We start from the raw sequence: 26,930 nt of genomic DNA on the forward strand, positions 1-26,930 counted from the left end.
GTGGACGGTTCGTGGGCGCTGAACCCGGTCGTTGAACTGCGCAAGTTGTTCGAGGATTTGCCCACCGTGGTGCGGCGCCCGATCGAACTGGTGGTCTTCGGGGGAGACCTGCCGCGCGCCGACGTGTCCGGGATGCGGTGGATGGCCGCGGAGCTGCGGGCCAAGGCCGCCGCCATGAACGGTCACGCGCAGGACGCGGAAGAACTACTGGCGCAAGAGGATTCGCTCGGCGCGCTGGGTGACCGAGTGCGCGAGGTATTGCATCTGCAACACGAGGGCGCGGCGAGGCTGCGGGAGGAAGCGCTGGCTTTGGCCGATCAAGCGCACGCGGCCGCCAACGATGCGGAGAAGACGCTGTGCGTGATGTTCGTGTTCGGCATCGAACTCGCCTGGCGCATCATCAAAATGCTGTCGACGGCGGCCGCGGCCGGCCCGGCCGGAGAGGTTGCCGCGGCTCCCGTGGTGGATTCGATGCTGATCGAGGGCCGAGGCAAGGTCGCGCTGATGCGCGCGGGCCTGGAGCAGGCCTACAAGGTGGGCGCGGCGAAGACGGCGGCCCGCCTCTCGGCGTTGGGGCCGTACCGGTTGGCGCTCGCGGTCGGCAAGGCCGCCGCGCTGCCCGCGGGTGCGGATCTCGGGGTTCAGCTGATGCAGGTCTTGTCCGGCGACCGGAACACGATTGTCAAGGGCCCGAGCGGGGAGAACCCGACGGGTATCGACGTGAATTCGATCGAAGCCGCAGGAGTGTCGGGCGCCGGTGGCGCGGTGGGCGGCATGTTGGCGCCCAAGGTCTTTCCCCGTCTGGAGACCAACCGCGCGGTGCTCGGGCTGGTGCAGGGGGTTGCGGGCGCGGTGTCCGGTCTGGGTGCGGCGGCGTTGATCACGGGCTGGCCGGAAAACTTCGAAGATGTTCTGGCGTCGCTGCTCAGTGGCGGATTCGCCGGAGTAGTGGATGTCCACGGTGGCGCCCACTCGGATCTCGGTTCTCCGACCGGGGAAGTGGTCGACGGCAGCGGGGCCTACGTCGCTCCGGATCCTTCCACGGTGAGTCTCAGCAAGGATGCCGTGATGCGGCTGGCGGGGGCTCCCCCGGGTACGAAATCGCTGACGCCTCCTCCGTCTGTCCCGGTGGACAGCAATGGCGGAACGACCCCGGATCCCGCGAACTCGGCCGCGCCCGGCCATGCCACGGCCACCGGAGCATCGCAGCCGGGAGGGAACCCGATTTCATCGGGGCCGACGGGAGCGACGGGTGATGGACAGCACGAGCCGGACGAGTCCGGAGACCTGGCGCGGCGCCTCGCCGATTCGGCATCGGGTGCGCAGGCGCCGGCCCCGGATGAAGACGCGAACGATCAGGCGAGTGCGGACAGACAACCGGGCGAGCCCAATTCGCCTGCGCGGCAAGGCGACCGCGCGACGGCAGACCGTGCCGGCGATCGAGAGCCCGGTGTAGACCTTCCCGCCGGTGCTGATGAGCCCGCTGGTGGCGGTTCGCAGGCCGGTGAGGGTGTGCAGGGCGGTAATGGCACTGCACAGACCAGTGATCCTGCGCACGCCGGGGCTGGCGCGCAGGATGGTGCTGGCGCGCATGGCGGTGGGGCACAGGCTGGTGGCGCCGGCGATGCGCAAACCGGGAACGGCGGGCAGGCCGGTAGTGGCGACGGTGCACAAGCTGGCAATGGGCCGGCCGGTGGTGGGGTTCACGGTGCTGGCGGTGGTGGCAATGCGCAGTCCGGTGATGGTACGCAGGGTTGGGGTTTGGCTTCCGGTGTGGTCCTGTCGAGCGCGGGCGGCGACCACTCCGGTTCGGAACCGCAGCAATCGGCAGATCACGGCGCGGACGACGCGCATGCGGTCGGTGGCGTCCGGAGCGCCCGGGCTCCGGACGGCGACGGCCCGACTGGACACGAGCCGGCGGTCGCGCGGCCGGGGCGTGGGTCGGCGAAGGTCGATCTGCCGGTGGAGGTGGGTGATGCGTCCGGCCGCCACGGTGCGGGTGGTGAGGGACCGGCCCGGGTCGCGGCACCGAAGCAGGCGGACATACCGCCGGCGCACGAGCCGCCGTCTGTGGAGCACGCCGAGGATGCGGTGCCCGCTGACGCGCCTCCGTCCGGGTCCGACGGATCCCACCGCCCGGTGGAGGAGCTGGCACAGGAGCTGGTGGGGTTGCCGTCAGCGGATCCGGCGACGAAGCGGGACCTAACCGCCGAGCAGCAGACGCAGTTCAAGGCTGCGGCGAAGAAGGCGCTGGCGTTGTATCGGCTGCGGCAGGAGGAGTTGGCCGGTGAGTCGTGGGGGCAGCGCAGGCACGCGATGGAGCATGGCGATCGGGTGGAGTCGCTGCTGCGGTACATCGACGCGGTGCGTGAGGGGACCGGGAAGACGCCACGGTGGAATCAGATCAAGGCGTTCCTGCTCGGCGAGCACGGGTTCATGCGTCAGATGGGTACGGGGCAGGGCAAGTCCATGGTCGGTGCGCTGGATACGTTGGGGCAGTTGTCGCGCGGGGAGCCGGTGGAGCTGGCGAACGGCAAGTCGGTGCGGGTGCATCATGTGATCACCACGACCGAGGTGCTGGCCAACGAGGGGGTCCGGGAATTCGCGCCGATGCTGCGCAGTCTCGGGTACGAGGTCGCGCGCTGGGATCCGCACAATCCTCCGGGCGAGGCAGAACACCCAACCGTGTACTACATGACCTACGACGAGCGCGCGACCGCCGAGCTGTTCGACCGGCCGCCGCCGGGAAAGACCGCGACCATCGATGAGGCGGACGCGGTGCTGGTGCACAACCAAACGGTGCATTACCAGTCCGAGGGGCAGCGGGAAATCGCCTCAGAGGTGGAGGCCGCCGGGGTGTACCGGGTGCGGGACTTCTTGAAGGCCGTCTTGCGCAGCAGAATCACGGCGGCGAAGGACTTGTCGGTCCATCTCGAAGAGGCACTCCACGATGGGCCGTTGACGGCAGCGGAGGCAGGGGCGGTACGGGCGCTGTCGCCGGAGGAGATCGGGGCGGCACGAACGCTCACGGCGCGGTCGCTGCGCGAGCAACCCGAGCAGTGCCTCGACACGGCGAGCCGATTGTGGCAAAGCTATGCCGGGCGGAAATTCACCGCCGAGGAAACCGAGATGGCCCGCGCTTTCCTGGACGTCAGGGCGGGCAGGTTGAAACTGAATCGGGATTTCCAGATCTTCGGAAAGGATTTCGAGAAAAAGGTACAGATTCTCGATGAGTACGGGAAGCCGCGCAGCGATCCGAAGATCGGCACCGAGAGCCGGTGGTTCGGAGGCCGCCACAAAATGGTGGAGGCAATGTTCGGTGCCCCGGTGTATTCCGATGGGACGGGATCGAAACAGGTCACCGTGGAGGACGTCCTCGGCGGGTACGAACAGTTGCATCTGATGTCGGGCACGCTGGAGCGGAGCGCGGCGGAGATCAAGGAGAATTTTCCGGTCCACGGTGGTTTGGCGAAGGTGGAGGACTTCGGCCGGTCGAAACTGGTGGGGGAGCACGATCGGATATTCCTCACCGAGCCGGAGAAATTGCGGGACGCGGTGAGCCGGGTGCAGCAGTTGCAGGCCGAGGGACGGCCGGTACTGGTGATCTGCCCGTTCAACGATCTGGCTCGGAAATTCTCGCTGATGCTCACCAAGGCGGACGTGGAACACAATGCGATCGACGCCCGGTGGTTCGCCGAGCACCGCGACAACAATGCCGCCGAGGAAAACCTGCTGTCGGTCAAGGACACCGCGGGGGTTCGGGGCGCGGTGACCGTCGGCACGGGCATGCTGGGCCGAGGTTTCGACGTGTCGATCAGCGACGAGGTCAATCAGCTGGGCGGAGTGCACGCGCACATGCTGGGTCGTTCGCCGACCAATCCGGACGAAGACCATCAGCGGTCGGCGCGCGCCGGCCGCAACGGCCGCAACGGCAGCTTCTGTTTCAACGTCGCCGCGTCCGACCGCCTCTACAGCGAGGCGCAGCATCACGGTGCGCGGGTCGCAATTACCCACTATCGCGCGGCGGTGGCCAAACACGCCGAGGCCACCGCCGAATACACCGAAGTCGCCCGTCAGCTGGGCAATACAGATGCGGTTCAACCGGGCGTGCAGGTGGCGCGGACCAAGGTCGCGGCCACCGCGGCCGATGTCGCCGCGGCCGAACGGGAGATGCGCAGCCTGACGTCCCCTCTGCAGAACGACGCGGCCGACCGCACGTATCTGCAGCGTGCGATGCGCCGCGCCAACCAGGCCCACGCGCCCCCGTCCGCAGGAGATGCCGCATCATCGCCCCAGACCACCCTCGCTGCGGGCCTCCACCACACCGGGCCGGACACTGCCCGTACTGCGGCGGGTTTCGGCCAGGCCAGGGCAGACACTGGCCAGACCAGTTCGGACGCCGGCCACGCCGGGGCGGATATGGACCGCGCCGCGATGGAGGCCGTGCACGCCGGGCCTGACGCCGTCCAACCGCACCTGCGCGGGGACCGGTTCGCGCGGCTGGCCGGCTGGCTGGGGGTCCCCGCATCGGTCCAGGCGGCCGCGGCCGTGTTCGACACCGACGATGACGACGACCCGTTGAGCCGACTGCTGGAACGAGCAGGCATCTCCTCCGCTGCCGTGGAAGCGCTGAACCAGCACCTCGACTTCGCCCCGCCCGCCGCGGTGATGCGGGCGGACGCCCTCACCGACGAGCAAGCGCTGAATCATCTGACACCGCAGCGCAACCGGCTGGCCGCCGAACTCGGCTGGGAACCCGCCCAGGTCGCCGGCGCGGAGGGCGTGCGCCAGGTCGGCACCGCCCTCGACACGGCCCGCAAAGAGCTGGCGGACCTGCTGGACGTTCCCGAAACCGAGGTGAACGCCGCCACCGCCCGCGACGGGCTCGCCAGCGCGGTTGCCCGCCTGCTCGCCCCCACCGAAACTGTCGACGACCCGGCCGCCGAAGTCCTCGTTTTCGCCGCCTCCACCTACCTGGCCGTCACCGCCCTGCTCGACCTCACCGCCGCCATCCACCAGCGCAGCCCGAAGAGCTGCGTCAACAACGGCGTGACGATGATGCGAGTGCTGTATCCCGACAACGAGCACGCCTACCACATGCCGGATGACATGCCACTGCGGGGCCACGACGCCGAAGCCGCCGAGCGGGCCTTCGGCGGTGCCTTCCGGGCATTCGGCTCGCTGGACGAGGCCGCCGAATCGCTGAAAGAGTGGCCCGGGGGGAGCCAGGCGCTGGTCTACAAGTGGATGAACAACGGGGCAGTCGAAAGCCACCTGGTGCTGCTGGTCAACGACAGTGACCGGGCAGATGCCCCGAAACTGGTTGTCCTGGACATAGCGGCCGCCCCCGGAGAAGCTCCTCTCACTCCCGCCGATCTGGCTGAACCCCGCGCGCTGCTGAACAAAGCCGTCCCGTTGCAGCAGTGGCAGCGCGAACAGCAGCCGTTCATCGACCAGCTCGACGAGGCGGACCGGGACATCTTCGCAATCGAATTCGACAGTACGGGCGAACCCCTCGCCCGCCCGTCCACGACGCAACGCCCGGTCGTCTCCTCTCAGGGCCCCGGTTTGTCCTCGCCATCGCTGTGGTCGAGCCGTGCGCCACCTCTTCGACGGGGCCGGTTCGCACTGGCAGGCCATCGCGCGCCGGGTGACGGTGGGGCTCCGGAGAGTATCCGCGCGAACACTCCCACCCCCGAAATCCAGCGGGGGCCCGAGGCCGTGTCGCGGTCGGGGCGACACGTCGTTCCCAACAGCAGCCGACCACCATCGGATCCGGGTGTCCGCTCCGACGCAGACGTCGGCGGGCTTGTCGGGCAGCGCTTTCCCGGTATCCGGTCGCCGGATGCCGGTGTGCTGGCGAGGCATGTCGATGCGGTAGGTGTCGAGCGGTTCCTGGCGGTCAAGGATGTCTCCGCCAGGGGTGGGCCGAGCTTGTGGCGACTGCCGTCCGCGCGCGAGGCGGCGGCGTTGAATGTGCAGGCCACGACTGTGTCCCACAGCACCGAAGCCGGCATCGCCGTTGTCGAGGCGTCCGAGCGGACGGGTGCGGGTGCCGACAGGGGCGAGCTCACCGACGCCCAGTGGCTGACCCACGGTGAGCTGGACGTTCGAATCACCAACCGGCAGGTGCACGGCGAGTTCGCGCAGAGCTTTTCCGCCGGTCTGGAGGCGCTCGATCGGGTGCCTGCGCCGGCGGGCGCCGCGGCAGAAGTCGCGCGGCTGGGATCCCGCCTCTCTTTGAGTAACGATGACGTCGAACGGCTGACCCGTCGGATGGTCAGGCGACCAGCCGACGACCAGGATAAGATCGTCGGTTATCTTCGCGACCTCGCCGATAGCTTCGAGATCAACAAGATGACGGCCGAGGTCTACGCCGACGATGGGTACCGCGACCGGCTCGACAATTGTCTCCGCATGCAGCAGGTTCGGATCGCTCTCGCCGCTCATCCCGATATCGTGGACGCGATTCTGACTCCGATGTCGGAAGTCATCCTGTTCGAAATCGTGCACAGCCCGCACTGGACCGGTGCCACCATCGGAAACGCTATCGAATTCCTGGTCAGACCTCAGATCGCCGCCGCGCTGCGAAAGATACATCGAAGCAATTCTCACTTCGCGCCGTATGTCGCACGAAGGATGTCGAAACCGATTGCGACCGATCTCGACCGCGTCGGTTGGGAGCTGCGCCGGATTGCGGAGATACCGGCCGACACTGTGGATTCACGTTTGCTCGATGGGTTCGGCAGATATGTGTCGCCGACTCAGCTCGCTGACATCCACCAGCTGATTGCGGGCGGCTCGTCAAGTGGTGACCAAGTGACCGTCCAAGACCGAGCCTGGGAATTCCTGCTCACTCTCGAGGATTTCTCCCCGGGTGGGGCCCGGCAGAAGTTCGCGGACCTGTTCCTCGAGGCGGGCCAAATCGCGAATATCCCGAAATATGTGAGTTCGGAGGTGACCTTCACCGCGCAGCGGCTGCGCGACGTGGAAGACATCTACCTCGGCGGGCCGCACGGCGGCGATTTCACCCACTACGTGGAGAAGGTCGGTGAGCAACTTCCCAGCCAGCGCCCGCCGACGATACGCACCGCGATGGAGTTCGTCCGCGAGGTGACGCCGGAGTTCGCCCGATGCCTTCGCGATCTGCTGGCAGACGGCGCTCACGGAGCCGAGCGACAGGCGCTCGGCTTGCGGCACACGGGTGACGCGGGCTTCCGCGAGTTGAAGGAGATCGCGCGCTCCTTCGTCACCGAAGTGAAGAGCGCGGTCATATCGGCCGAAAGCCTCGCGAAGGTGCAGTCTTCGGAATTCCTCGCCCGGTTGCTGACCGACGTCACCCACTACGACACTTCCGGGTGGGGGCCCCGTGGCATCGCGTCTCTACGTGAACTGCTCGGCTACCACAATCGGGCGGCGGCGGAAGGCCGCATCGCACCGATGCCCGCGGAATATCGACCCAGCGGCGTGCTCGAGGTCGCGAAACTGCGGACTCGCGACACCGAGTCCCGTCCGCAATGGACCGAAGATCTACTGACACGCTTCGCCAGATTGTCGGAGAATCTGCAGGACGCACGCTCGGCGCTGACCGGCGTACCGCGGCCGTTCACCTATCTGCTCGGGAAGCTCGGCCGGGGCATCGCCGAGCACATCGAGGCATTGGAGCGTTCCCTCCGCTCGGGAGTACTGGCCGACGGTTCGCCCATGAACGGCATCGCGCGCCGGAATATGGTGGCCCGGTCGCAGGAGCTGAAGGAACTCATCACACCCGAGACCGAAGGCGCGCAGCAATTCCCGGCGCTGCGTTCGCTACGGGATTTCGAACAGAATTTTCAGCAACTGGCACGTATCGGCGAATTGCATGACGACCTGCGGACGATCTGTTTCGCATGGGCGATGCGTCAGCACCCGGAATGGGTCGACAGACTGGGAAATCTCCGGTCCGACGAACCGACTCTGGAGGACGTCAGTCTCGTCCGGGATTTCGTGGAGCACATTACCAACCAGGAGGTTTTCGCACACTATTTCTCGAACCGGAAGGGCGCGAACATATTCCGCAGAATGACCAGTGTCGCGGCGTTGGACGAAGCAATATTGCGCACCCAGGGCGTCGGAGTTTCGAGCGACACCACTCGGCTGCAGTTCGTTCCGACGCGGGGTTCGCTGCTCGAACTTTCCGGGCATATCGCCAGCGCCTGTTGGGCGGGTAAGTATCCGTCGGTTGCCGCGGCCATGCCGAATATGACGGCCGTCATCATGGTCCGGAATCCCGACGACCCTGGCCGCACCGCGCTGGCCGGGGCCGGCCTCCTTATCGAGACCACCAGCGCAGCCGGTGAACCCATTCTCCTGGTACGCGGTCTCAACCCGTTGGAGACGTATATCAACCACGTCTCCGTCGCAGATTTCTATAGCAAATTCACCGACTGGGCGCAGGGGATCGCCGCGGCCCGTGGTCGTCGCCTGGCCATCGTCATCGACGGCCGCGCCGGCGGTGCCGCGACGAATCGCCCCGTGTTGTTCGGGCATCTGGCGGCGGAGCGCCGGAAACTGACTCCGGTACCGGTCGATCCGAGGGATACCGAATTCAACGGTTATAACGTCACCCAATGCGCGTACCTCGTCGGCGCCCTCGAGGAGCGGGAACAGCGCGCCGGGCCACGCGGCACCGGCGGTCTCATCGGCAGTCGGCCACCTTCCGATCCGGTAGGCGGCGCGGAACGGAGAACGGCGGAGACCGGTACGCCGGAATCGGGTCGGCCGATCGACGTCGGCGAGCTCGGCGGGGTGCTGGCCGAGCACGGCGTTGTGGTGGGACGTGCGGCGGCGGCGCGGGTATTGGGTTCAGATTTGTCGGGTGGCCAGGATGTCATCGAACTGTCGGTTCCGGAGTGGGTGTACCGGCAGTGCGAGTCCCAAGACTGGGCGCCGGACGACGAACAGCGCTCGGTATTGGTGCGCGGCCGGTTCCGGGTGTCGGTGGGTTGGCCCGGTGTCGGGACCGGCATGGTGTCACATGAGGACCTGGCCGGCCGGTCGTGGCAGCCTGCCGGGGGTGGATCGAAGGTCGCTCTGCTGGCCGATGTCTATGCCTGGATGCAGGAGACGCAGGACCGGGCGTCGGTCGACTGGATCAAGGATCACCTGCTGAGTCCGGTGTGTCCGCCGCTGCCCGCCGAGGTGATCGCGCGCGAGATCGATGAGGTGACCGAGATCCTGCAGTCGCGGGTGCCGCGGCAACAGCTCGGCGATCCCGCCATCCGGCGCGTGATTCGGCTGGCTGCCGAGGGACTTTTCGTCAACCGGACGCTGTACGGGCATCCCGACGTCGGTCGCATCAACCATCTTTACGACGATGCCTTCGAGTTGCGCGAGTTCGGGGTGGCGGCTTTCTATCACAACGGCATGAGTGTGGCCGAGGACCTGCGCCGCATCGTGGACAACGGTGCGCTGCAGGGCGCCGACCCGCGCGAGATCGTGGCAGCGATGGCCGCGGATGCCTGGAGTGACACCGTCTACGGTGGCGGGCGGCGCCGCGATAATCCGCAGCGCTATGACGAGTTGGCCTCGGCGGAACTGCTCCATGCCCGTGCCCTGTCGCACGGCTGTGACGCGAGCACCGCTCGGACGCTTGCGTTCGCGATCAACGGCACCGGATTCGACGAGCGGATCGGCACCCAGATGATCGCGGCACCCGCGGCGGTCGAGGAGATGCGCACGCGGTGGGCGATGACCGACGGCGAATTCGCGAAGGCGACGCGCATCGCGCGGTGGGTCGCCGCGGCGGATCTGCAGGGATTGTCGGAGCCCGACGCGGTCGTCCGGAGTATCGAATTGGCGCTCGAGGACCTGATGTCGCGGCGCTTCGACCCGGCACGCATATTCGGGCGGGTCGTGTCCGAATGGGGTGCTCGGGTCAACAGCGTCGACGAGGCGTTGCGGCTGGCGGACCGGTTCGGGCGCCTGATGCCCGAAGACAGTCACATCACTGTGCGTCAAGCGTTCATCAACCATCTGCGCGGGAGTGTCCGCTTCGTTCACCCCGACAGCGGATACCGGCCGCCGGACGGGTGGCTGCTGGCCAACCGGGACATACGCCGTGACCATGCCGCGAAGCTGCGGGAGATCGCCGACCGTTTGGCGAGCGATTCGGGGTATACGCCGCTGGACGCCTATCGCGACGCCCGGGCGCATGCGGCCGAGATGCAGGAGGAGTACGGCGGTTTCCGCTGGCAGCTGGTCATCCGGCCCAGCACATGGGACGCGATCGCCCTCGCCGATGCGGTCGCGGTGCGACTGCCGGAATCGGAACGCTCGGGGATGTCTCGGGACATCATCGATGCGATACCGCGTATGGCGAATCTCGCCCGATCCTGCGCCGGGGACGACGCCGTATTCGTTGTGACCTCGTCTCAGGACACCGACGGCCGACCCCGGCTGCTCGCGCAGCTGGACTTCACCAGGCCGGACGAGGCGGATCCAGCGCCGGGTGCGACGGTGGAGGATCTGCGTCGCGAGCTGGCCGAGGTGGATTGCCGGATCGAGGTCGAGACCGCCGATCCCTTGCCGCAAGGGCAGGTTTGGCATCGTCTCCGGCTCGACTTCACCAGGCAGAGGATTCTGGTCTGCTGCGGCGAGTGGGGGACGAGTGGATCCGGTATGGGCACCTTGACCGTGGCGCTGTGCCAGGCCCTGGCCGAGGCCGGGCACGAGGTGATCGTCCGGGCAGGACAGGTGGGCAGCGCCCCCCGAATTCCTGGAGTCACGGTGGTCGGTCACCGCGACAGCGGTTCGTTCGCCGGCACGCGTGAACGGATGCTGTCCGACTGGGATGAGTTGCCGGAATCGATGGATCTGGTGATCGTGCACGGTGCGGCGGACGGCCTCGCGGCCGCGCTCGCGGCTACGGAGAAGTATCCGGGTGCGAAACTCGTTCGCGTCAACCATTTGACACCGATGCTGCGGGAAACGCTCGGAAACAATCCGGAACGTGGCCGCGCCAAGGTCGCGGCCGATGTCTACTTGGCGCGGCGGGCACATCTGGTGACGGGACTGGGGCCGGTGCTTGCCACGGACGCGCTGTCGGCGGCCGTCATGGCGGGGCACGGCTCAGTGCACGAACTGCAGCCGGGCTTGGTGATGGCCGAGCAGCCGCCGGTTCCCTCTCCCGGTGACCCGGCTCGGATTCTGTTGTTCGGCCGGCCGGACGACCCCCTGAAGGGCGTGGTGGAAACCGCCCGCGTGGTGCGGCAGCTGCGGGCTCGCGGGCGGGATGTGCGGCTGATGGTGCGGGGTTATCCGCGACGCGGCGTTGAGTCGGCCCGCGCTGAGCTGGTCAGGCTGGTTGGCGACCCGGATGCGGTCGAGGTTGCGCCGCGGACATCGAATCGCGCGACGCTGCAGGCGGATATCCGCTCGGCAACGCTTGTGGTGATGCCGTCGCGTGCCGAGGGGTTCGGTCTGGTCGCCACCGAGGCGATCGAGCAGGGTGTGCCGGTCGCCGTGCCGTCCTCCAGCGGAGTGGGCCGGTTCCTCGCCGACCTCGCCGAGTACCGCGACCAAGCGGAACGATTCAACCTGGTCGAACAGCATCTCGGTGCGGCGCCGGTGGTCGACACCTGGGCAGCGGCGCTGGGGTCCGTGCTCGACGACGTACCCGGCGCCTGGGCGGCGGCCCGTCGATTGCAGGAACTGCTGCGGCCATTCACCCGCAAACGCAGCGCGAAAATGCTCGTACACGCCACCCTGAACACCGACCCGCATCCTCGCCCGGCGATCCGGCCGTCCCGGACCGAGGTGGCGATAGAGAACGGGCACGTGGTGGCGCGCGGCGAGGAGACCGACTACGAGCGGATACTCGCCGTGGCCGATGCAATGGAAACCGATCCCGCGGTGCGGCGGGCCGTCATGGGCGGCACCGTCGTCGAGTTCGCACCGTCGCGGGACCCGCTGCCCATCCGGCTCGCGGCGGCGGACGTCGACGAGTGGCTGTTCGATCTGTCCGTGAGATCCGCTGTGCGGCAGGATGATCCGCGCGCGAGCATCCTACAGGCGTTCGTCGCGACAGTGTCGAGGCAGGGATTCGGCGCAACCACGATCGACGACGTCTGCCGGCGTGCGGGGATCCGCCGGGACGCCTTCCGCGACCAATTCCCGACCACCTACAGCGCCTTGGTCGATGCGCACCGGGAGGTCCTGAGCAATCTGAACGAACTGGTCGTCGACGAGGTGCGTGCGGTGCCGGCTTCGGACCGCGCCGCCCGCGTCGCCACCGCGGTGAACACGTATGTGAGCGCCCTGGCCGCCCGTCCGGCCACGGCGCGCATGCTGCTGGTCGAAGGGTTCGCCGCAGCCCCGGGAGGGCGCGCCGAACTCGGAGTGGACGTGACGAACGAGATCGCCGCCACGCTCGCGACCGTGTTCGACGAGCCGATCACGCCGACGCGGGCGCGTCGCGCCTTGGCGGCAGCTGCCCACGGCATGCTCGCCGACTGGGCCGCGACCGGCGACCCCACCGCCGTGCCTGCCCTCCGGCGAGATCTCGCCGATCTGCTTCGGAACGGCACGACGACAGCGTCCGCGGACTCCGCCGCTACCGACACCGCGGCCCACCTTCCGCAGTCACCCCGGGAACCGCACAGCCGCCCGGCAGAACGGGCGGAACCGGGTGAGCGGGAACGGATTTTGACGCAGCTGATCGAGGTCACGGCCGAACAGGGCTACACCGAGATGTCTCCGGAGACCGTCCAGCGGCGTGCCGAGGTATCGCCCCGGACATACCGGAAGTTGTTCTCCGACAAGCGGACCGGCTTCGAGGCCGCCTGCGCCGCAGCCGTCGAACGCGTGCGCGTCGCCGCCCGGGCCGCCATGCCCGATACCCCGGGCGACGACGTGCAGTCGCGGTTGCAGGCCGCCGTCCGCGCCTACCTCACCGCCCTCGCCGAGTATCCGGACGAGGCCCGTGTCCTGCACCTGAACCTGTTCGCACCAGGCCCCGGGGCAAGCTCGCTGTACGACCCGCACCGGGCGATGCTGGCCGCGCACCTCGCCGAGGCGGTCGGTGGTGGGGTCGACGCCCGCACCGGCGGGCTCCTCGCCTCCGCCGTCACAGGAGTCGTCACCGATCGGATCCTTTCCGGCCGGACCGCCAGGACCAGAAACCGACGATCTGCCGACGCCGAGTCCGAGCGCATCGCGACCCTGCCCGAATTCGCCCCGACGGTGACGGCCGCGGTCCAGGGTCTCCTCGCCGACATCGGCGCGGCCACCGCCACCGGTGGAACGTCCGGACACCCGCCTACCGGACCGGGCCGGCTCGACGGCTATATCGGCAGCCGCCCAGGGGAATCCACGCCTCGGCCGGGCGAACCGTCACAGGGCGAACCGGCCGTGTCCTCACCGGAGAACGCTTCATCCGGCGAGGGCGCGTCCGCTGTTCGCGACTTCCAGGGCTTGGTACTCGCCGGCAGGGAGTCCGGAATAGCGGAACGGTCGCTGGTCGAGGATGCGCCGGGGGTGCGGGTCGAGTCGGTGACCTTCGGAAACGGCACCCGCGCGTTCGCGGAGACGTACCACAACCCGGTAGCCGCTCTCGAGCAGGTGCTACAGAGGGAAGTCGCCGCGATCATGGACGCGCCGGTCGGGCGCGCGTGCCTCATTCTGGAGGACGGCATCGTCTATCGCGAAATCACTCCTGGGCAGCCCGGAGACAGCCCGCGGACCCGGGACCGCGGAATTCTCGGTTCGCGCTCGGCCTGGCGACTCGGCCTGTTCGACGCGGTGACCAGGACCAACCGCGGCGCGCGAGAGTGGAGTGTGGGTCCGGATAACGAGGTTGTGGGTGGACGCGCCCCGTCCGTGATCGATGCGACGCCGGCCGGGGTGTTCGCCGCGATGTTCGTGCGGCGTATCGAGGGCCGTGAGGTGTGGCAGGACCACGGCCTACCGAGATCGGAGTTGGCGACCATCCGGGAGCGGGTGGCCTACCTTCAAACGTGGATCTCGAACCTTCCGGTACCGCAGAAGTACCAGCCCACGCTGAACCACATACACGGTCGGTATATGGAGGCGCTGGCGGAGGCCGAGTGGCACGCCGCCCGCCCCCGGGGCGAGACCTCGCATCGTGCCGGGCTCGACGTCGAAGCGCAGGCCAAAGCGCGGCTGGTCGAGGCATTCAACCTCGACTACCCGCACATCACCATAGCGGGGTTCGAACATCCGGATGTACCGGCCCACGTCGTCGAGGAGATCATCGGCGCACTGGACGAGATGCTCACCAGGTTTCCGGGCCGTACCAACATCCGGGGACTGTGGATCGATTATCTGGGTAACGAGGACGCAGGCGCCGCATCCTTCGCCCAGCGCGATTCCGAATCGACGTTTCGAACCGTCGGGATACAGTTCAGCCTGCGCAATGTGAGCAGGCCGGTATGGACTGTCGAACGCGGTATCGAGATGCGTGAGCGCGGTATCAATCCGATCGGTGACAAACCGTTCTACCATGATGCTGTCCACGAATTCGTCCACGCGATCGATGCCGTGGAGCTCCTGTCGGTGACCCTGCGGCAGGTGCTGGAGGACACCTGGTCCCGGCTCCACGAACTGGGCCTGGTCCGTGAACCCGGGCAGGCCTGGCTCGCGCGACTGCCCGTGTACGCCTTCGTCGACGAAACCAAGGCGCAGCTGCGTGAATACGAGGCCCTCGCCGTCGGGTTCGCCGAGGCGGACATCCATGGCGTGCCGATCGGCACACCGCAGTGGGCGATCCACAAGTACGTCACCACCGGTCGGCCACCGCAGATCACGCCGGACCTATACATCGATCCCAAGGCGCAGGAGAATCAACTCACCTCGGCGTCGGCCCCGCACCCGCAGGGGGGCGACGCCGACCTGACCCGGCCGTCTCGTGCGCCCGATCCCGGCGCGGTGCCATTCGGATCGGAGGCCGTCGTCCCGGTCCTCGGCGGCGGCCAGGGACCGCCGGGTTTTCTGCAAGAACAGCGGGGCTTGCAGCGCCAGAACGAGGCGGCGGTTGTCCTTGCTCAGGCCGGCTTCCGGGTCGAGCAGCACCCTGTCGAATCCGGCGCGCGTCTGCCCGACTTCCGTATCGAGGGACGGATCTTCGACTGCTACTCACCGGCTACCGGCAGGGTCAGCAACATCTGCTTCGAAATCCGCCGCAAGGTGCATGTGAAACGCCAGGCCGAGCGTGTCGTGGTGAACCTGGCCGACTCGGCCGCAGACCCGGTCGAATTGAGTCTGGCACTGCGTCGGCACCCTATCCCGAACCTACGCGAAGTACTGGCTATCGATCGGCTCGGCACTGTGCTGCGGCTGTCGCCGGGACCCGTGACTGTAGTCGAGAGCCAGCCGGACACGGGCAACGACGGATTCATCGGCAGCCGTCCCCAGGAGCAGTCCGACCCGTCGCCGGGCGCCTCGCGGGATGGAGGTCCGGACACAGGGCCTGAGGAGTCGGCTGAGCGGCGGGCCGACGCCGCTTCCTTCGACGTAAGGGGCTCGTCGACCGTCGGCGCGGACGATCCTCATGCTGTGCTGCGGACGGAGGATGCGGCAGAACCGGTCTTCCTCGACATGCGGGAACGTCTGTTCGGCCGCAGCGATCGCGCTGCGCGCGAAGCTTGGGGGCGCGAGCTCATGGAATTGACAGAGCTCGGCTACGGTGCGCAGGCGGATCGCCATCTCGAGCGTGTCTTGGGCCTGCCGCCCTATCGGTACCACGATGCACCGGCGGTAGGGCGGCCGCTGGCGCCGTTCGACGGGCTGTCTGCGGTGATGGCAGACCGGCCGGATGTTCACGCGCCGGAGCCGTCGCGACTGGTTTACCTCACGCCGGTAGCGAACGCATTGAACCTGACCGCCGACGATGTGCTGTACGACATCGGCTCGGGCCTCGGTAAATCCGGCCTGTTCTTCGGGGCTTGCACCTCGGTCGGACGGGTGGTCGGGATCGAGATAGAGCCCGCATACGCGCAGTATGCCGATGCGCGCGCCCGCGCGCTGGGCCTATCACACGTGTCCTTCGTCAACGAGGACGCACTCGATGTCGATCTTTCCGACGGCACAGCATTCTACTTTTACAACCCGTTCAGCTCGACCGAGAACACGGATGCCGTGGGCACACTTGCGGAGCGGTTAGCGGAGTTGGGTGCGCAGAAGCCCATTCAGGTTGCCGTCAAGGGCCGGGACCTGCAGACGCGCTTGCGGGAAAGCGGCGTGTTCTCCGCGGAGACCGTGCTGGAGGACCCGGCCGTCTGGGTCGTGTTCCGCAGTCCGGCAACGGGTGACAGCCCAGGTCCCTCGGGCTTGATCGGCAGCGGGCCGTCGAAGGAGTCCGGACAGGCCGATTCCGCACTGTCGGTGCCCGACGCCTCGCGGAGCGCGTGGCTCAAGGGCCTGCGGCTCGAACGGGGGCTGAAGCAGAAGGAAGTTGCGCAAGCGGCAGGCCTGACCAACGCGGCACTGTCCAAGATCGAGAGCGGCAAACCGACGTCGCTCGGCACTTTTCAGCGGATCTGCCGCGCATTGGGAGTCGAGGCCGAAGAGCTGACCGAGGCTACTCGGCGGTTCTACCCGGATGCCGAGCTGGAAACCGATGCTGCTGCGCATGTTTCGCCGGGTGGTTGGGTTGCCGCTCTTCGCAATACCAAGGGCATGACCAAGGCGGACATCGCGCGCGCGGTCGGTGTGACGCCGACGCGGATTTCGGAGATCGAGAACGGCGATCGCCCGCCGCCGAAAACGTTCTGGCGGATTGCCCGAGCATTGGGCGTAGGTCCGCAAGCGCTGGCAGCGGCGACCCGTAGCCTCTATCCGGATCTCGAGCTCGATCTCGATCCGGCCGCGCACGATCCCGCGTCACCCGGTAACTGGATCATGGCGCTGCGCCATGACCGGGATATGACCCAGGCCGAGCTGGCCCGGACCGCGGGCACGTCGGCAGGATATCTCGCCGGAATCGAAGGCGGAGAATATACTCCGAACTCGATCATCTTCCGGCGGATCTGCCGGGCACTGAGTGTCGAGCCGGAACTCCTCGGCGTGGCGACGCACCATTTCTATCCAGATCTCGAGCTCGATCTCGATCCGGCCGCGCACGATCCCGCGTCACCCGGCAGTTGGATCGTGGCGCTGCGGCACGACCGGGATTTGCCTCAAATCGAGTTCGCGAAAGCAATCGGGCCCGGCTGGGGTCGGCTCTCCAATATCGAGACCGGAAACTATGTGCCGAGGTTCGCGGTTTTCCGGCGAATCTGCGAGGTATTGGGAATCGACCACGGACTGCTGCGGGCGGCTACCCGTCACTTCTATCCGCACATCGATCTCGACCTCGAGCCAGCGGCACACGACCTTGGCAGCTGGATTACCGCGCTGCGTAACGACCGAGATATAAGCCGTGCCGAACTCGCCCGTGTAACCGGTCTGTCCACGAAATACCTGGCACAGATCGAGACCGAGAATCGGCGTCCGCGGCTCGGCGCTTTCCGGCAAATCTGTCGGGCGCTGGGAATCTCGGGTGGCTTGCTGATCCACGCGGTGCGGGACTTCTACCCGGATATCACCGCCGATATCGATCCCGCTTCGCACAAATCATTGGGACGTTGGATCGCGGCGCTACGTTATGATGACGGAATATCGGCGACCGAGCTCGCGCGGCGAATTCGGATACCTCGCAGCACACTTTCCAGTATCGAGAACAATCGCTATCTGCCGCGGCTGAGCAAATTGCGGCAACTGTGTCGAGCGCAGGGCGTCGGTGGCGAGTTGTTGCTGGAGATCGTCGAGCGATTCTATGCGGATCGATACGAGCGGTCCGGCTATCGAGACGAAGAAGAACTGTTCAAACGGTATGTCGTGACTCGGGTGCGTTCGCCCGAAGAAGCAGAGGTCCAGAACGAGATTCTCGAGAGATTCGCCTGGGTCCCGAAGGCGGTAGCACGTCGCGAACCTCCGGATATTCGTGACGATGCGGTACAGGCCGCGTGGATCGGGATGCTCGGCGCGATCGCCGGCCACGTTCCGTCTGCGTCGTTCGCTGCCCACGCGTGGGCCAGTTGCCGCGCAGCGGTGTTCCGGTACCGTCTCGCGCTCCGATTCCCTGATCTCGACACCCGCACACGAAAGATCGTGAGCACGGTCGAAGCGCAGATCCACAGGATGGTTGCAGCGGGTGTAGCGCTCGAGGACACCGAGATCGCGCGCGGAGCGGGATTGAAGGTGGCCGATGTCGCGCTGGCTCGGGAGATCCTGGCTCGGCCCACCCTGCGGCTGGATGCCCCGATCAGCGGCAAAGACAGGTCGCGGCACCTGGACGTAGCCGATCCGGTTGCCGCCGGGTTCTCCGACACCGACTTCGCAATGACGGTCCGCGCCGCACTGGCCGGTATGGCCGACCCCGCCACTGCCGAGCGGCTGGTCATGCTTCATCTGGTCGAGGGCACACCCTTGGCTCGCGCCGCCGAACGGCTGGGGTTGCCCGCCGCTGCCGCGGCAGACGTTCTCGCCGACGTGATGGCCCGATTGCGCGGGGCGTTCGACCATCGTGAACCGGCCGACCCCACCGCGAGCGAGCAGCCGCGGCCGACGCCGTGGAGCAAGGCGAGGGCGGAGCCCGATCAGCCGCCGAATCCTCCACCGGTGGCGCCCGACGATTCCGCGCCAGGCGAGGGCGCGCCCAGGCCGGGCGGATTCATCGGGAGCAGACCATCCGAACCAAATGAGTCTTCACGTAGGCCTGCAGCGAAGGAGACGCCGCAGACGACGCCATGGTCGCGGCTCTCGGACGGTGACGCACACGGCGGTGTCGGCGGCGAGGATGAAACGGCCGAGATGGTCGCGTCCGGCACGGCGGGATCCCGTGCGGCATCCGCGTCGGCCCGTATCGTGGAGCGCTTGCTCGGGTACTTCACCCACAGAGACATGGCCTACTGGTGCCAGCTGACGCCGGACAGTCCCTTCCCCGACTGGGCCTGGTCGAGTGACGAACAGCTTCCCGCCCTGGCGCCGGACCTGCCGCTCAGCTGCATCGACATGGTGGTGTATGCCGCTGTCGCCGTCGGTGCACTCGGCCGCGAGCAGGTCCGCGCGATCTATAACTGGGCCGACCCCGACGACTTCTCCCGGCGCTGGGTGCACGAACTCCCCGGGCTCCTGGTCCCGGCCGGAGGGCAGCTGCTATCGGACCAGGACACGGGGTCACGTCCACAGCCCGGTGACGTGGTGATGTGGTTCGGCAGCGATGAGCCGGGCGGAGTCGAGCGGGTTATGCATGTCGCGGTGGCGGACGGCCGAGCCGATCGGACGGCTGATTCTGCCTCCGTGCTTTCGTTCGGCGCCCGTTGTTCTTGGCTGCTGGCACAGCCGCGCCGCGGCGAGACCAGATTGAGCGGGGTCGAAGTCACGACAATCGCGGACATCAGCAACGCAATGCTGGCGAACTGGTCGCATACGGTACGTGTCGAGTTCGGACCCGGTCCGTGGACACAGCGACCGGCGATCGGCGGGGAGCTGCGAGTGCCACCGAGCCGGGAATCGCGGGCCTTGCGGCCGTTCAACAAGAAGAATTGGCGCCGTGAATTCCCGGGCTTGGCCGAATGGGTGCAAGGACGGCCCGACGTACAGCGATCGACCGTCGCGTTCGACGAGTGGGAGCGGGCCGAGGGCGCCGCGGGTGCGCCGACGCGACTGGTCGAGATGGTCGACGCCGCCGTGTCGAGCACATGGATCGAGGAGGCGCTGCGGTCGCCCGGTGCGGTGCCGATCGTCGGACACCCGCAGGTGGCGCTACATGTGGACCGGGGCGACAATCCGATCGGTCTGAGAGTCGCGAGCATGGGCGGGCACGGCCGTGTCCTGCGCAAGCTGTTCACCGAACACCCGGACGTGCTGGACACGATGCCGCGCCAGGGTGGCCGCCTGCGGATCGCCTACGACGATGTGGAGCTGGGGGTCGATGGGGTTGTTCGCAGTGCACATCTCCAGCCCGACAATGCCGATCCGAGCCGGAAACTGATCTCGGGCCGGCTGCTGGATGAGTATCTGCGTCTGTCCAGTGCGGGAGCGCTCGATAAGCCGGGGACAAGGCCCGGGAAATCACCGAAACGGCCGAGCTTCGAGCAGTGGATCCAGGGGCTCCCGCCGAGCGTGTTCAAGGGCCCCGGTGACTCGTCCTACACCATGACCACCCACGGCCATATTCTGACCGACCGTGCGGTCGAGGAGGGGTGCCGACCGCTGCGGGCGAGTGTGTCCGGCGATCCGCACAGTGCGTTGGCGGCGCTGCGCCGGGTGGTCCTTCAAGCCCCGGACGATGTCGCCCACCCCGCGCCGTTCCTGGAACAACCGGCACCGTTGGCGGAACGCTCCAGCGAAGTGCTCGACCTCGGTGTCATGTCGGCGCGTGTCACGGTGGGGAAGGACCCATCGGGCAGGTGGCGTCTGCTGGTGCCGTCCTACTCCGACTTCTACCCGGGCGATGTGATCGCACACTGGTGCCGGCACCTGCATGCCGGCAGCCGCCGCCGGTTGCTGAACCTCATCTGGAGGCAGCTGAACGGCCGAGGGGGCGCCGCACCCGCAACCGCCACTGTTGGACCCGGCTACATAGGCAGCCGGCCGACGGACTCCTCCGATTCGGCACCGCCGGTGCTGACACCACAGGAGAGATCGGCGCTGCGAGCGGAGCTGGCCGCATTGCTACCGGTGGATCGGGACGAGGAGCAGCAGGTGCCGGTGGGCCCGGGACTGGGCACGGTTCTGGAGCGGCTGCTGACCGAGGAGTTCGCCGCCGACCCGCTACGACCGGGCAGCTACGAGGCGGTAACGGAAGCCATCGCCGACACGGTGGCGACCGCATTCGGTGAGCCGCCCACGCCCGGCCGCTGGAACCTGGTGGCGGCCATTCATGGCATCCTCGCCGATTGGGCCGTATCCGGCGATGACAGCGCGCTGCGCCGACACATCGCCGATCTCGTGGGACATGGCGTGCGGACAACTGCTTCGGGCCACCCCCCGCCCGCCGGCACCAGACCAATTGGTGGGCAATCGGTTCCCCGATCCGATGCCGAACCCGAGCCCGGCGCCATCGGGCCGGAGCACCGCGAGCTGGGCGATTCGACCCCTGGGACCGCACCGCCTGACGATGCGCCGCCCGGTTGGCTGCCGTCGGCGCAGGTGCCGCGCACGGTCGTGTCGCTGATTCGCGGGCTGTCGAAGGAGGGCATGACGCGAGTGCTCGCGGAACCGGCGCGGGCACGGGCGGTCATCGCCGAGGTCGGCCAGCGGTTCGCAGAGACGGATCTCCCGGTGCGCGTCGGCGGTGTCACGCGGCGGCTGGCGGAGTTGTTCCCGCCAGATGAGCTTGCCTATCTGCAGTATTCGCTGGAGCGGTCGATCGCGTCGGGATGCTTGCAGTACAAGCTGACCGAGACAGCGTTGCAGCAGATGATGAGCCACCCAGAGCGAGTAACCGCGGCACTGCGGGCAACGTATTCGGAGGTCGAGCCGGGTTATTTCGCGTCCTGGCTGGACGACGACTACGTCATGCACGGCCGCGACGGATACCCCCGCGACAGCGGCCAGCATGCGTTCATGCAGGCGGCAGTCGAGCATCTGACCGCGGTCTGGAATTCGGTGGACGAGCCGGTATGGCAGGACCTCGCGGCCATCAAGGATGAACGCTCCCGCGACCGGGCACCGATGCTGAACTCGATTCCGCCGCACCGACGAGCTGAACTCGACCTACCCGCCCACTCGGTCGACGAATTCTCGATGTCGGGCGACAATACGGTGCTCAGCGCCGCGACCAACATGGGCAGCGTGCAGATCGTACTGCGGGGCTACCTCGAGAGCCTCGCCGAGCATGCCGACGTGATCGAGGGCTGGCCGTGGGCCAGCATCCAGCACGGCGTCCTGGAATTCGCCAGCCGCTTGAGCGTGCTGGCGGGAGTCACCTTCACCACGCTGGGTGACTTCACCGAGCCGCGCGACCCGCCGCGGTTCGCTGTGGAATTCGACCGCGCGAACCAGACGATCACCTCGGTCGCGATCACCGGATCGGCGAAACAGGCACGCGCGGCCGACCGTGGGGGCGTGTGCCCGGGTTTCGTCACGTTCGATCCGGCCGGAGCAGCCCGGGCGTCCACCGACCGGCTCCGGCAGTCACTGGAGGGATTCGACGTCGAGGCGTACCGCCAGACGTCGGGCTCCAAGATCGCCGTGATGGTCGGTGGGTTCCTGCTACCACTGCTCGGACGCGATTTCCCGCAACTTCGACTCACCGAACCGGCCCTCACCGGCCACATGTCCGGCCGCTCGGGCGATCCGGTCCGAGCCGTCCGGCGGCCGACCGGCCACTCGTCCGAACAGCCGGGAGACGACCGACGGGAACACCTTCTGACGCAGTTTCTCGCCGTCGCGGCCGACCGGGGATACGGTGCGATGTCGCTGGAGACCGTGCTGGAGCGCGCCCAGCTGACGCGCCGGACGTACTTCCGGATGTATTCCGGTAAGCGCAGCGGCTTCGAGGCCGCCTGCGCGGCGGCGATCGACCGCGTGCGGGCCGCCTGTGACGCGGCGATGCCGGACATGCCTGAGCGGCACGGCAGTGTGCGGTCGCGGCTGGAGACCGCCATGCGCGCCTACCTCACCGCCCTGGCCGAGCATCCGGACGAGGCCTGTGTCCTGCACCGCGACCTGCTCGCTCCTGGTCTCGGGGCACGCCCGCTACACGACCAGCACCGGTCCATGCTCGCCGAGCACTTCGCCCGGGCGCTCGGTTCCATCGACACACGCACCGGCCGCCTGCTCGCCTCCGTGGTCACCGGCATCGTGACCGATCGGATCCGGGCCGTGGGTGCCGGACGCCGATCGATCGCGAACTTGCCGGACCTCGCACCAACGGTCACGTCCTTGGCCCAAGCCCTCCTCCCTCGCGGGACCGAGGTGATCGAGACGGGCCGGACGGACAGCACGGGAGACTCCGGGAAATCGAACATCCGACGAACCACCGGACCTGACGGATTCATCGGCAGCCGGCCCGGTGGCGGTGATGAGCCAGCCGATCCGGTGCGGCCGCAGGAGCCGGCAGGTGCCGGAGCGGATGGTCGCGTCGAGCTCATCGGGCCGGTCGATGCGCGTGCTGGGCTGCCGACCTACACGCCGCCCGGTGCGGACCTGCGTATGCGGGCTGAGCGGGTGTTGCGTGAGCACCTGGGATTCGGGGCGAGCCCGGAGGATCTGGTGTACCGATGGCGGCGGCGGCGAGCGGCCGCGAACCGTGCGGTTGCCGTCCGGGAACGTGCGGAGCACGCAGCCGAGAATGCGCGGCTCGCGCGGCGTCTGAGCGTGGACGAGCTGCGTTCGCTGGTGCGGGTGTGGCCGGAAATTGTCGGCAAAGCGGACGGATTCCCGAGAGATGTACGCGACCAGGCCAATCGGTGGGCGTTTGCGAAAACGAGGGCCGCACTCGGCGACACGGCGGCGACGATCCGGCCAACCGCGTTGCAGCGGGCGCTGCGGGAGTATCTGCTGAATGTCGAGGACTTGTTGATCCGGGCGCGCCAGCGGGCCGCGACGGTCGAGACTCCCGGAGTGCCGGTACCGACCGTGCTGCTCGAGCAGTTCGATGCGGACCGGCTCGGCGCCGGCTCGATCATCATCTCGTTCGGCAGCGAAGATCCCGTGGCGGAGGCGTGGCACGTGGACGGCACCGCCGGCGACCTGCGCCGCCTGGATCAGCGAATGCAGTTGGCGTGCAATCACTATGAGGCGGCCGTACGGGAAAACCCGGATCGCCCCGTCAGGGTGGTGGTGTGGTCCGGGACTGATGGTCACCGGTTGGCCGGGGATATGGCGGCACTGTACGCCGACATGGACACCGACGCTGCGTCCCATCCGGCGATTCGGCCGGAACGCCAGCTGGTTGTGCACGGCAACGGCGGTCGGCCCGCGAAGCAGGCACTGATACACGAGTCGGCCGCTCATACGGTCGACACGGTGGTGGTGTGCGGCGAGTCGAATCTCGGGACGATGCGTGACGCATTGGCGGATATCGCATCGTCCACCGACGTGTACTACGGAATCGCATCGCCGGCGAGGAGCTCCGCAAAAGCAATGGATTTGCCAGGCGTGCAATTCACGTGCCGGTTTCCGACCGGTGATGCGGGAAATACCGGTTCCGTTCTGAAGGATATGCGCGATATGGCGCAGAGATACGAGAAGGAGCCATTCGAGGCGGGCAAGCCGATCGATGACGAATTCCTCCTGTATGTCGACGACCGCACCAAGGTGCCCACGGAGTCGCTGGACAATATGAGCCGCATTCTTGCCGGCTGCCCGGATCGGGTCGCGCGGCATGATGACGCGCAAGGTGCGCGGGTGCGCTTCACCGACTTCATTGCACGCACCGCCGATGAGCAGATCGAGTCCGCCTATATTGATATCCTGCCGCGCGATCCGAACACCGACGTGCCCACATTGGTCGAGACCGGTGGCGACGGTGCACTCGCCCGAAGCGCGATCGCGAAGCGCGGCGGTCGGGATCTGGGGCCCGATGTCCTACTGCATAGAGGTCTGCCGGACGATTTCACCAGGGCCAGCCGGCTTGCCGTCGACAACATGCGGTGGTGGAACGCACTGCACCACGACGAGCAGCGCGCAGTCGTGGCGAGGCATCCCGAAATCATAGGCAATGCCCCGGGCATTCCGTCCGAGGTGGCGAACTACGCGAACGATTATTGGCGATATGCCACTTCCTCGGCTATCCACGCGAAAGGTAGCAGGAAAGCCGGTCGGACGGAGCGCCAGATTTTCAGAAACCTCTACGCCGTCGACGAGGCACTCACGCGCTCGGTCACGGTGCACCGCGACATCCCTGCGCCGATCGTGTCGACTGTGAGGTTGGACCCGGAGGCGTTCGGCGGCAACGGATCCGGCACGTTCGTCATCGGCAACTGCCGACTGGAGGACGCCGAACACGTGGTCTGGTACGTGGATGGCGTCAACACGCGGCTGCAGTCGGCACCGGCCCGGCTGGCGAGTGCGCGGAATCTGTACGAGGAGCTGGTGCGGGCGGATCCCTCGACCAAGGTCGCGGTGGTGTGCTGGATCGGCTACGAAGCCCCTGCCAAGAACAAGGAAGCGTGGGCTGCCAGGCCTGAGCTCGCCGAGGCCGGTGGGAGGCTGTTCGCGCGTGATGTTCTGGCCTTCCGCGCGGTGAGCAAGGCGAAATTTTCCGTGCTCGGTTACAGCTACGGAACCCCGGTTGTGTCCGACGCGACCGTCGGTGGGCGACTGGATGGCGTGTTCGGCAACCGCGCGATCGTAGGGTCGCCCGGGCGTGGCCGACGCTACGACAGCGCGACCGATGCCAGTTGCCGCAATACCTGGGTGCTAGCGCAATCCGACGACCCGGTCACCGGTTTGGGCGGCGATTCACCGGAAATGCGTGGCCGGTTGCTCGGTGACGGCCCATTGGGGCTCGGGACCGATCCGGCAACGGACGTCAATGCGATGCGCGTACGTGCCGAACGCGGTTTCCCGCACTCGCTGGCTCCCTTCGACGGGCATGGCGAGTACCTGCAGTATTCATCGGTAGGTGCCGCGCAGCCCACGGAATCGTTGCGTTACGTCGCGTGGTGCCTTGCCGGCCGGGGTGCTGAGGTGCCTACCGAGCAGCATCGGCCTACCGTCGAGAATCCGACAGCGATGCATCGCATTCGTGCCGTGTTGGTCGATGCCGCGCGTGATCGCCGTGCGCCGCAATTGGCCGCGGCACTCGACGAACCCGCTGGAGTAGGAGCAACCGATCCGTTTGGTGGACGGCGGACGCGTCCAGCCGATCCCGGCAGGGCGGCAGCGAGAGCTCCCGATGCGGCTCGTGTGGACATCAGGATCGCAGTACACCTCGGGGGAGGCGGGCTAGCGGATGACGGGCGGGCGTTGACCGACGCGCTCGCGCTGGGAGTGAACGCGGTCGTCGTGGAGGTGGGCCGGGCCGCCGCCGACGTGGCTGCTCTCGACGCCGTATGCCGGTCGGCGGCCTTCGCGGATGCGGCGCTGTCGGTGGAGGTGCCCGCGGGGCCCGCCTGGTCCGATTCGGAGGTCCGCGCGCAGGTGGGAGCGATCGCGGGCATGCTGGAGCGGCACGGCGTGCGCGGCGAGCTACACGCGGTCGACCTGCGAGTATTGGCAACGGCCACGGAGCTGGCACCGGATTGTCGGCGCGTGGCGAGGATCAATTCGCTGACGGTGGCCATGAGGGGGATGCATGGCGCCACCGGGTGGATGGCTCGCGCGCTGCGGCCGGGTGCCAGTGACATCGATGCCATCATCGAAGATGTGCGCCGCGTGGGGGCTACCGGTCTCGCGGTCACGTACCCACTGCTGTCCGAGGGCTTCGTGCGGCGAGCCGACGAGGCAGGCATGTGTCTGGCCGTATGGGGCGTAGCCGGTTCCGGCCGGATGCGTGCGGCGATCACGCTGGGCGTCGGCGAGATATCGACGAGAAGCGGGGAACATCTCGCGCTTCTGCGCGCCGAGGTCGCCGAAAGCGGGTTCCGGATACCCGAAGCGTTCTCGCGTTCGACGCCACCGCCGGACGGGTCGCCGAGAGCCACGCCGTGGTCCGGGTTCCTGGGCCGATGACGGGTCTGGGAACCAGATAGCTAGTGCCCGTGTCTGGTCAATCCCGCCCCGGGCGCGGCGCACGAGGGGCAGGGGCGCGAGATGCTCCCTGCTTCTCGATATGGCTGACGGCCCGCAATGGGCCACTAGAGCATCGGCACACGTAACGAAGCCATCGGGTGTTGTTAAGAGGCGGGTGCTGCGACTGGGGTTAACGTGATGCCGCCGCAGCGAGCGGTGTGACCGCTTCCGTGGACTGCTCTTGTTTGTGCCTGCCAGAATTCCGA

Annotated in this window: 1 protein-coding gene; it reads left to right on the plus strand. The window is 67.6% G+C overall.

Features of this window, described 5'->3' with window-relative positions; genetic code table 11:
- Positions 1-26,664, plus strand: coding sequence for a helix-turn-helix domain-containing protein (locus ACIBJI_RS19805; protein WP_397085162.1), 26,664 nt, complete (start codon positions 1-3; stop codon positions 26,662-26,664).
- Positions 26,665-26,930 lie beyond the last annotated feature (266 nt).

Origin of the sequence: Nocardia sp. NPDC050408 (assembly GCF_044458905.1) — a bacterium.
GTDB lineage: Bacteria > Actinomycetota > Actinomycetes > Mycobacteriales > Mycobacteriaceae > Nocardia.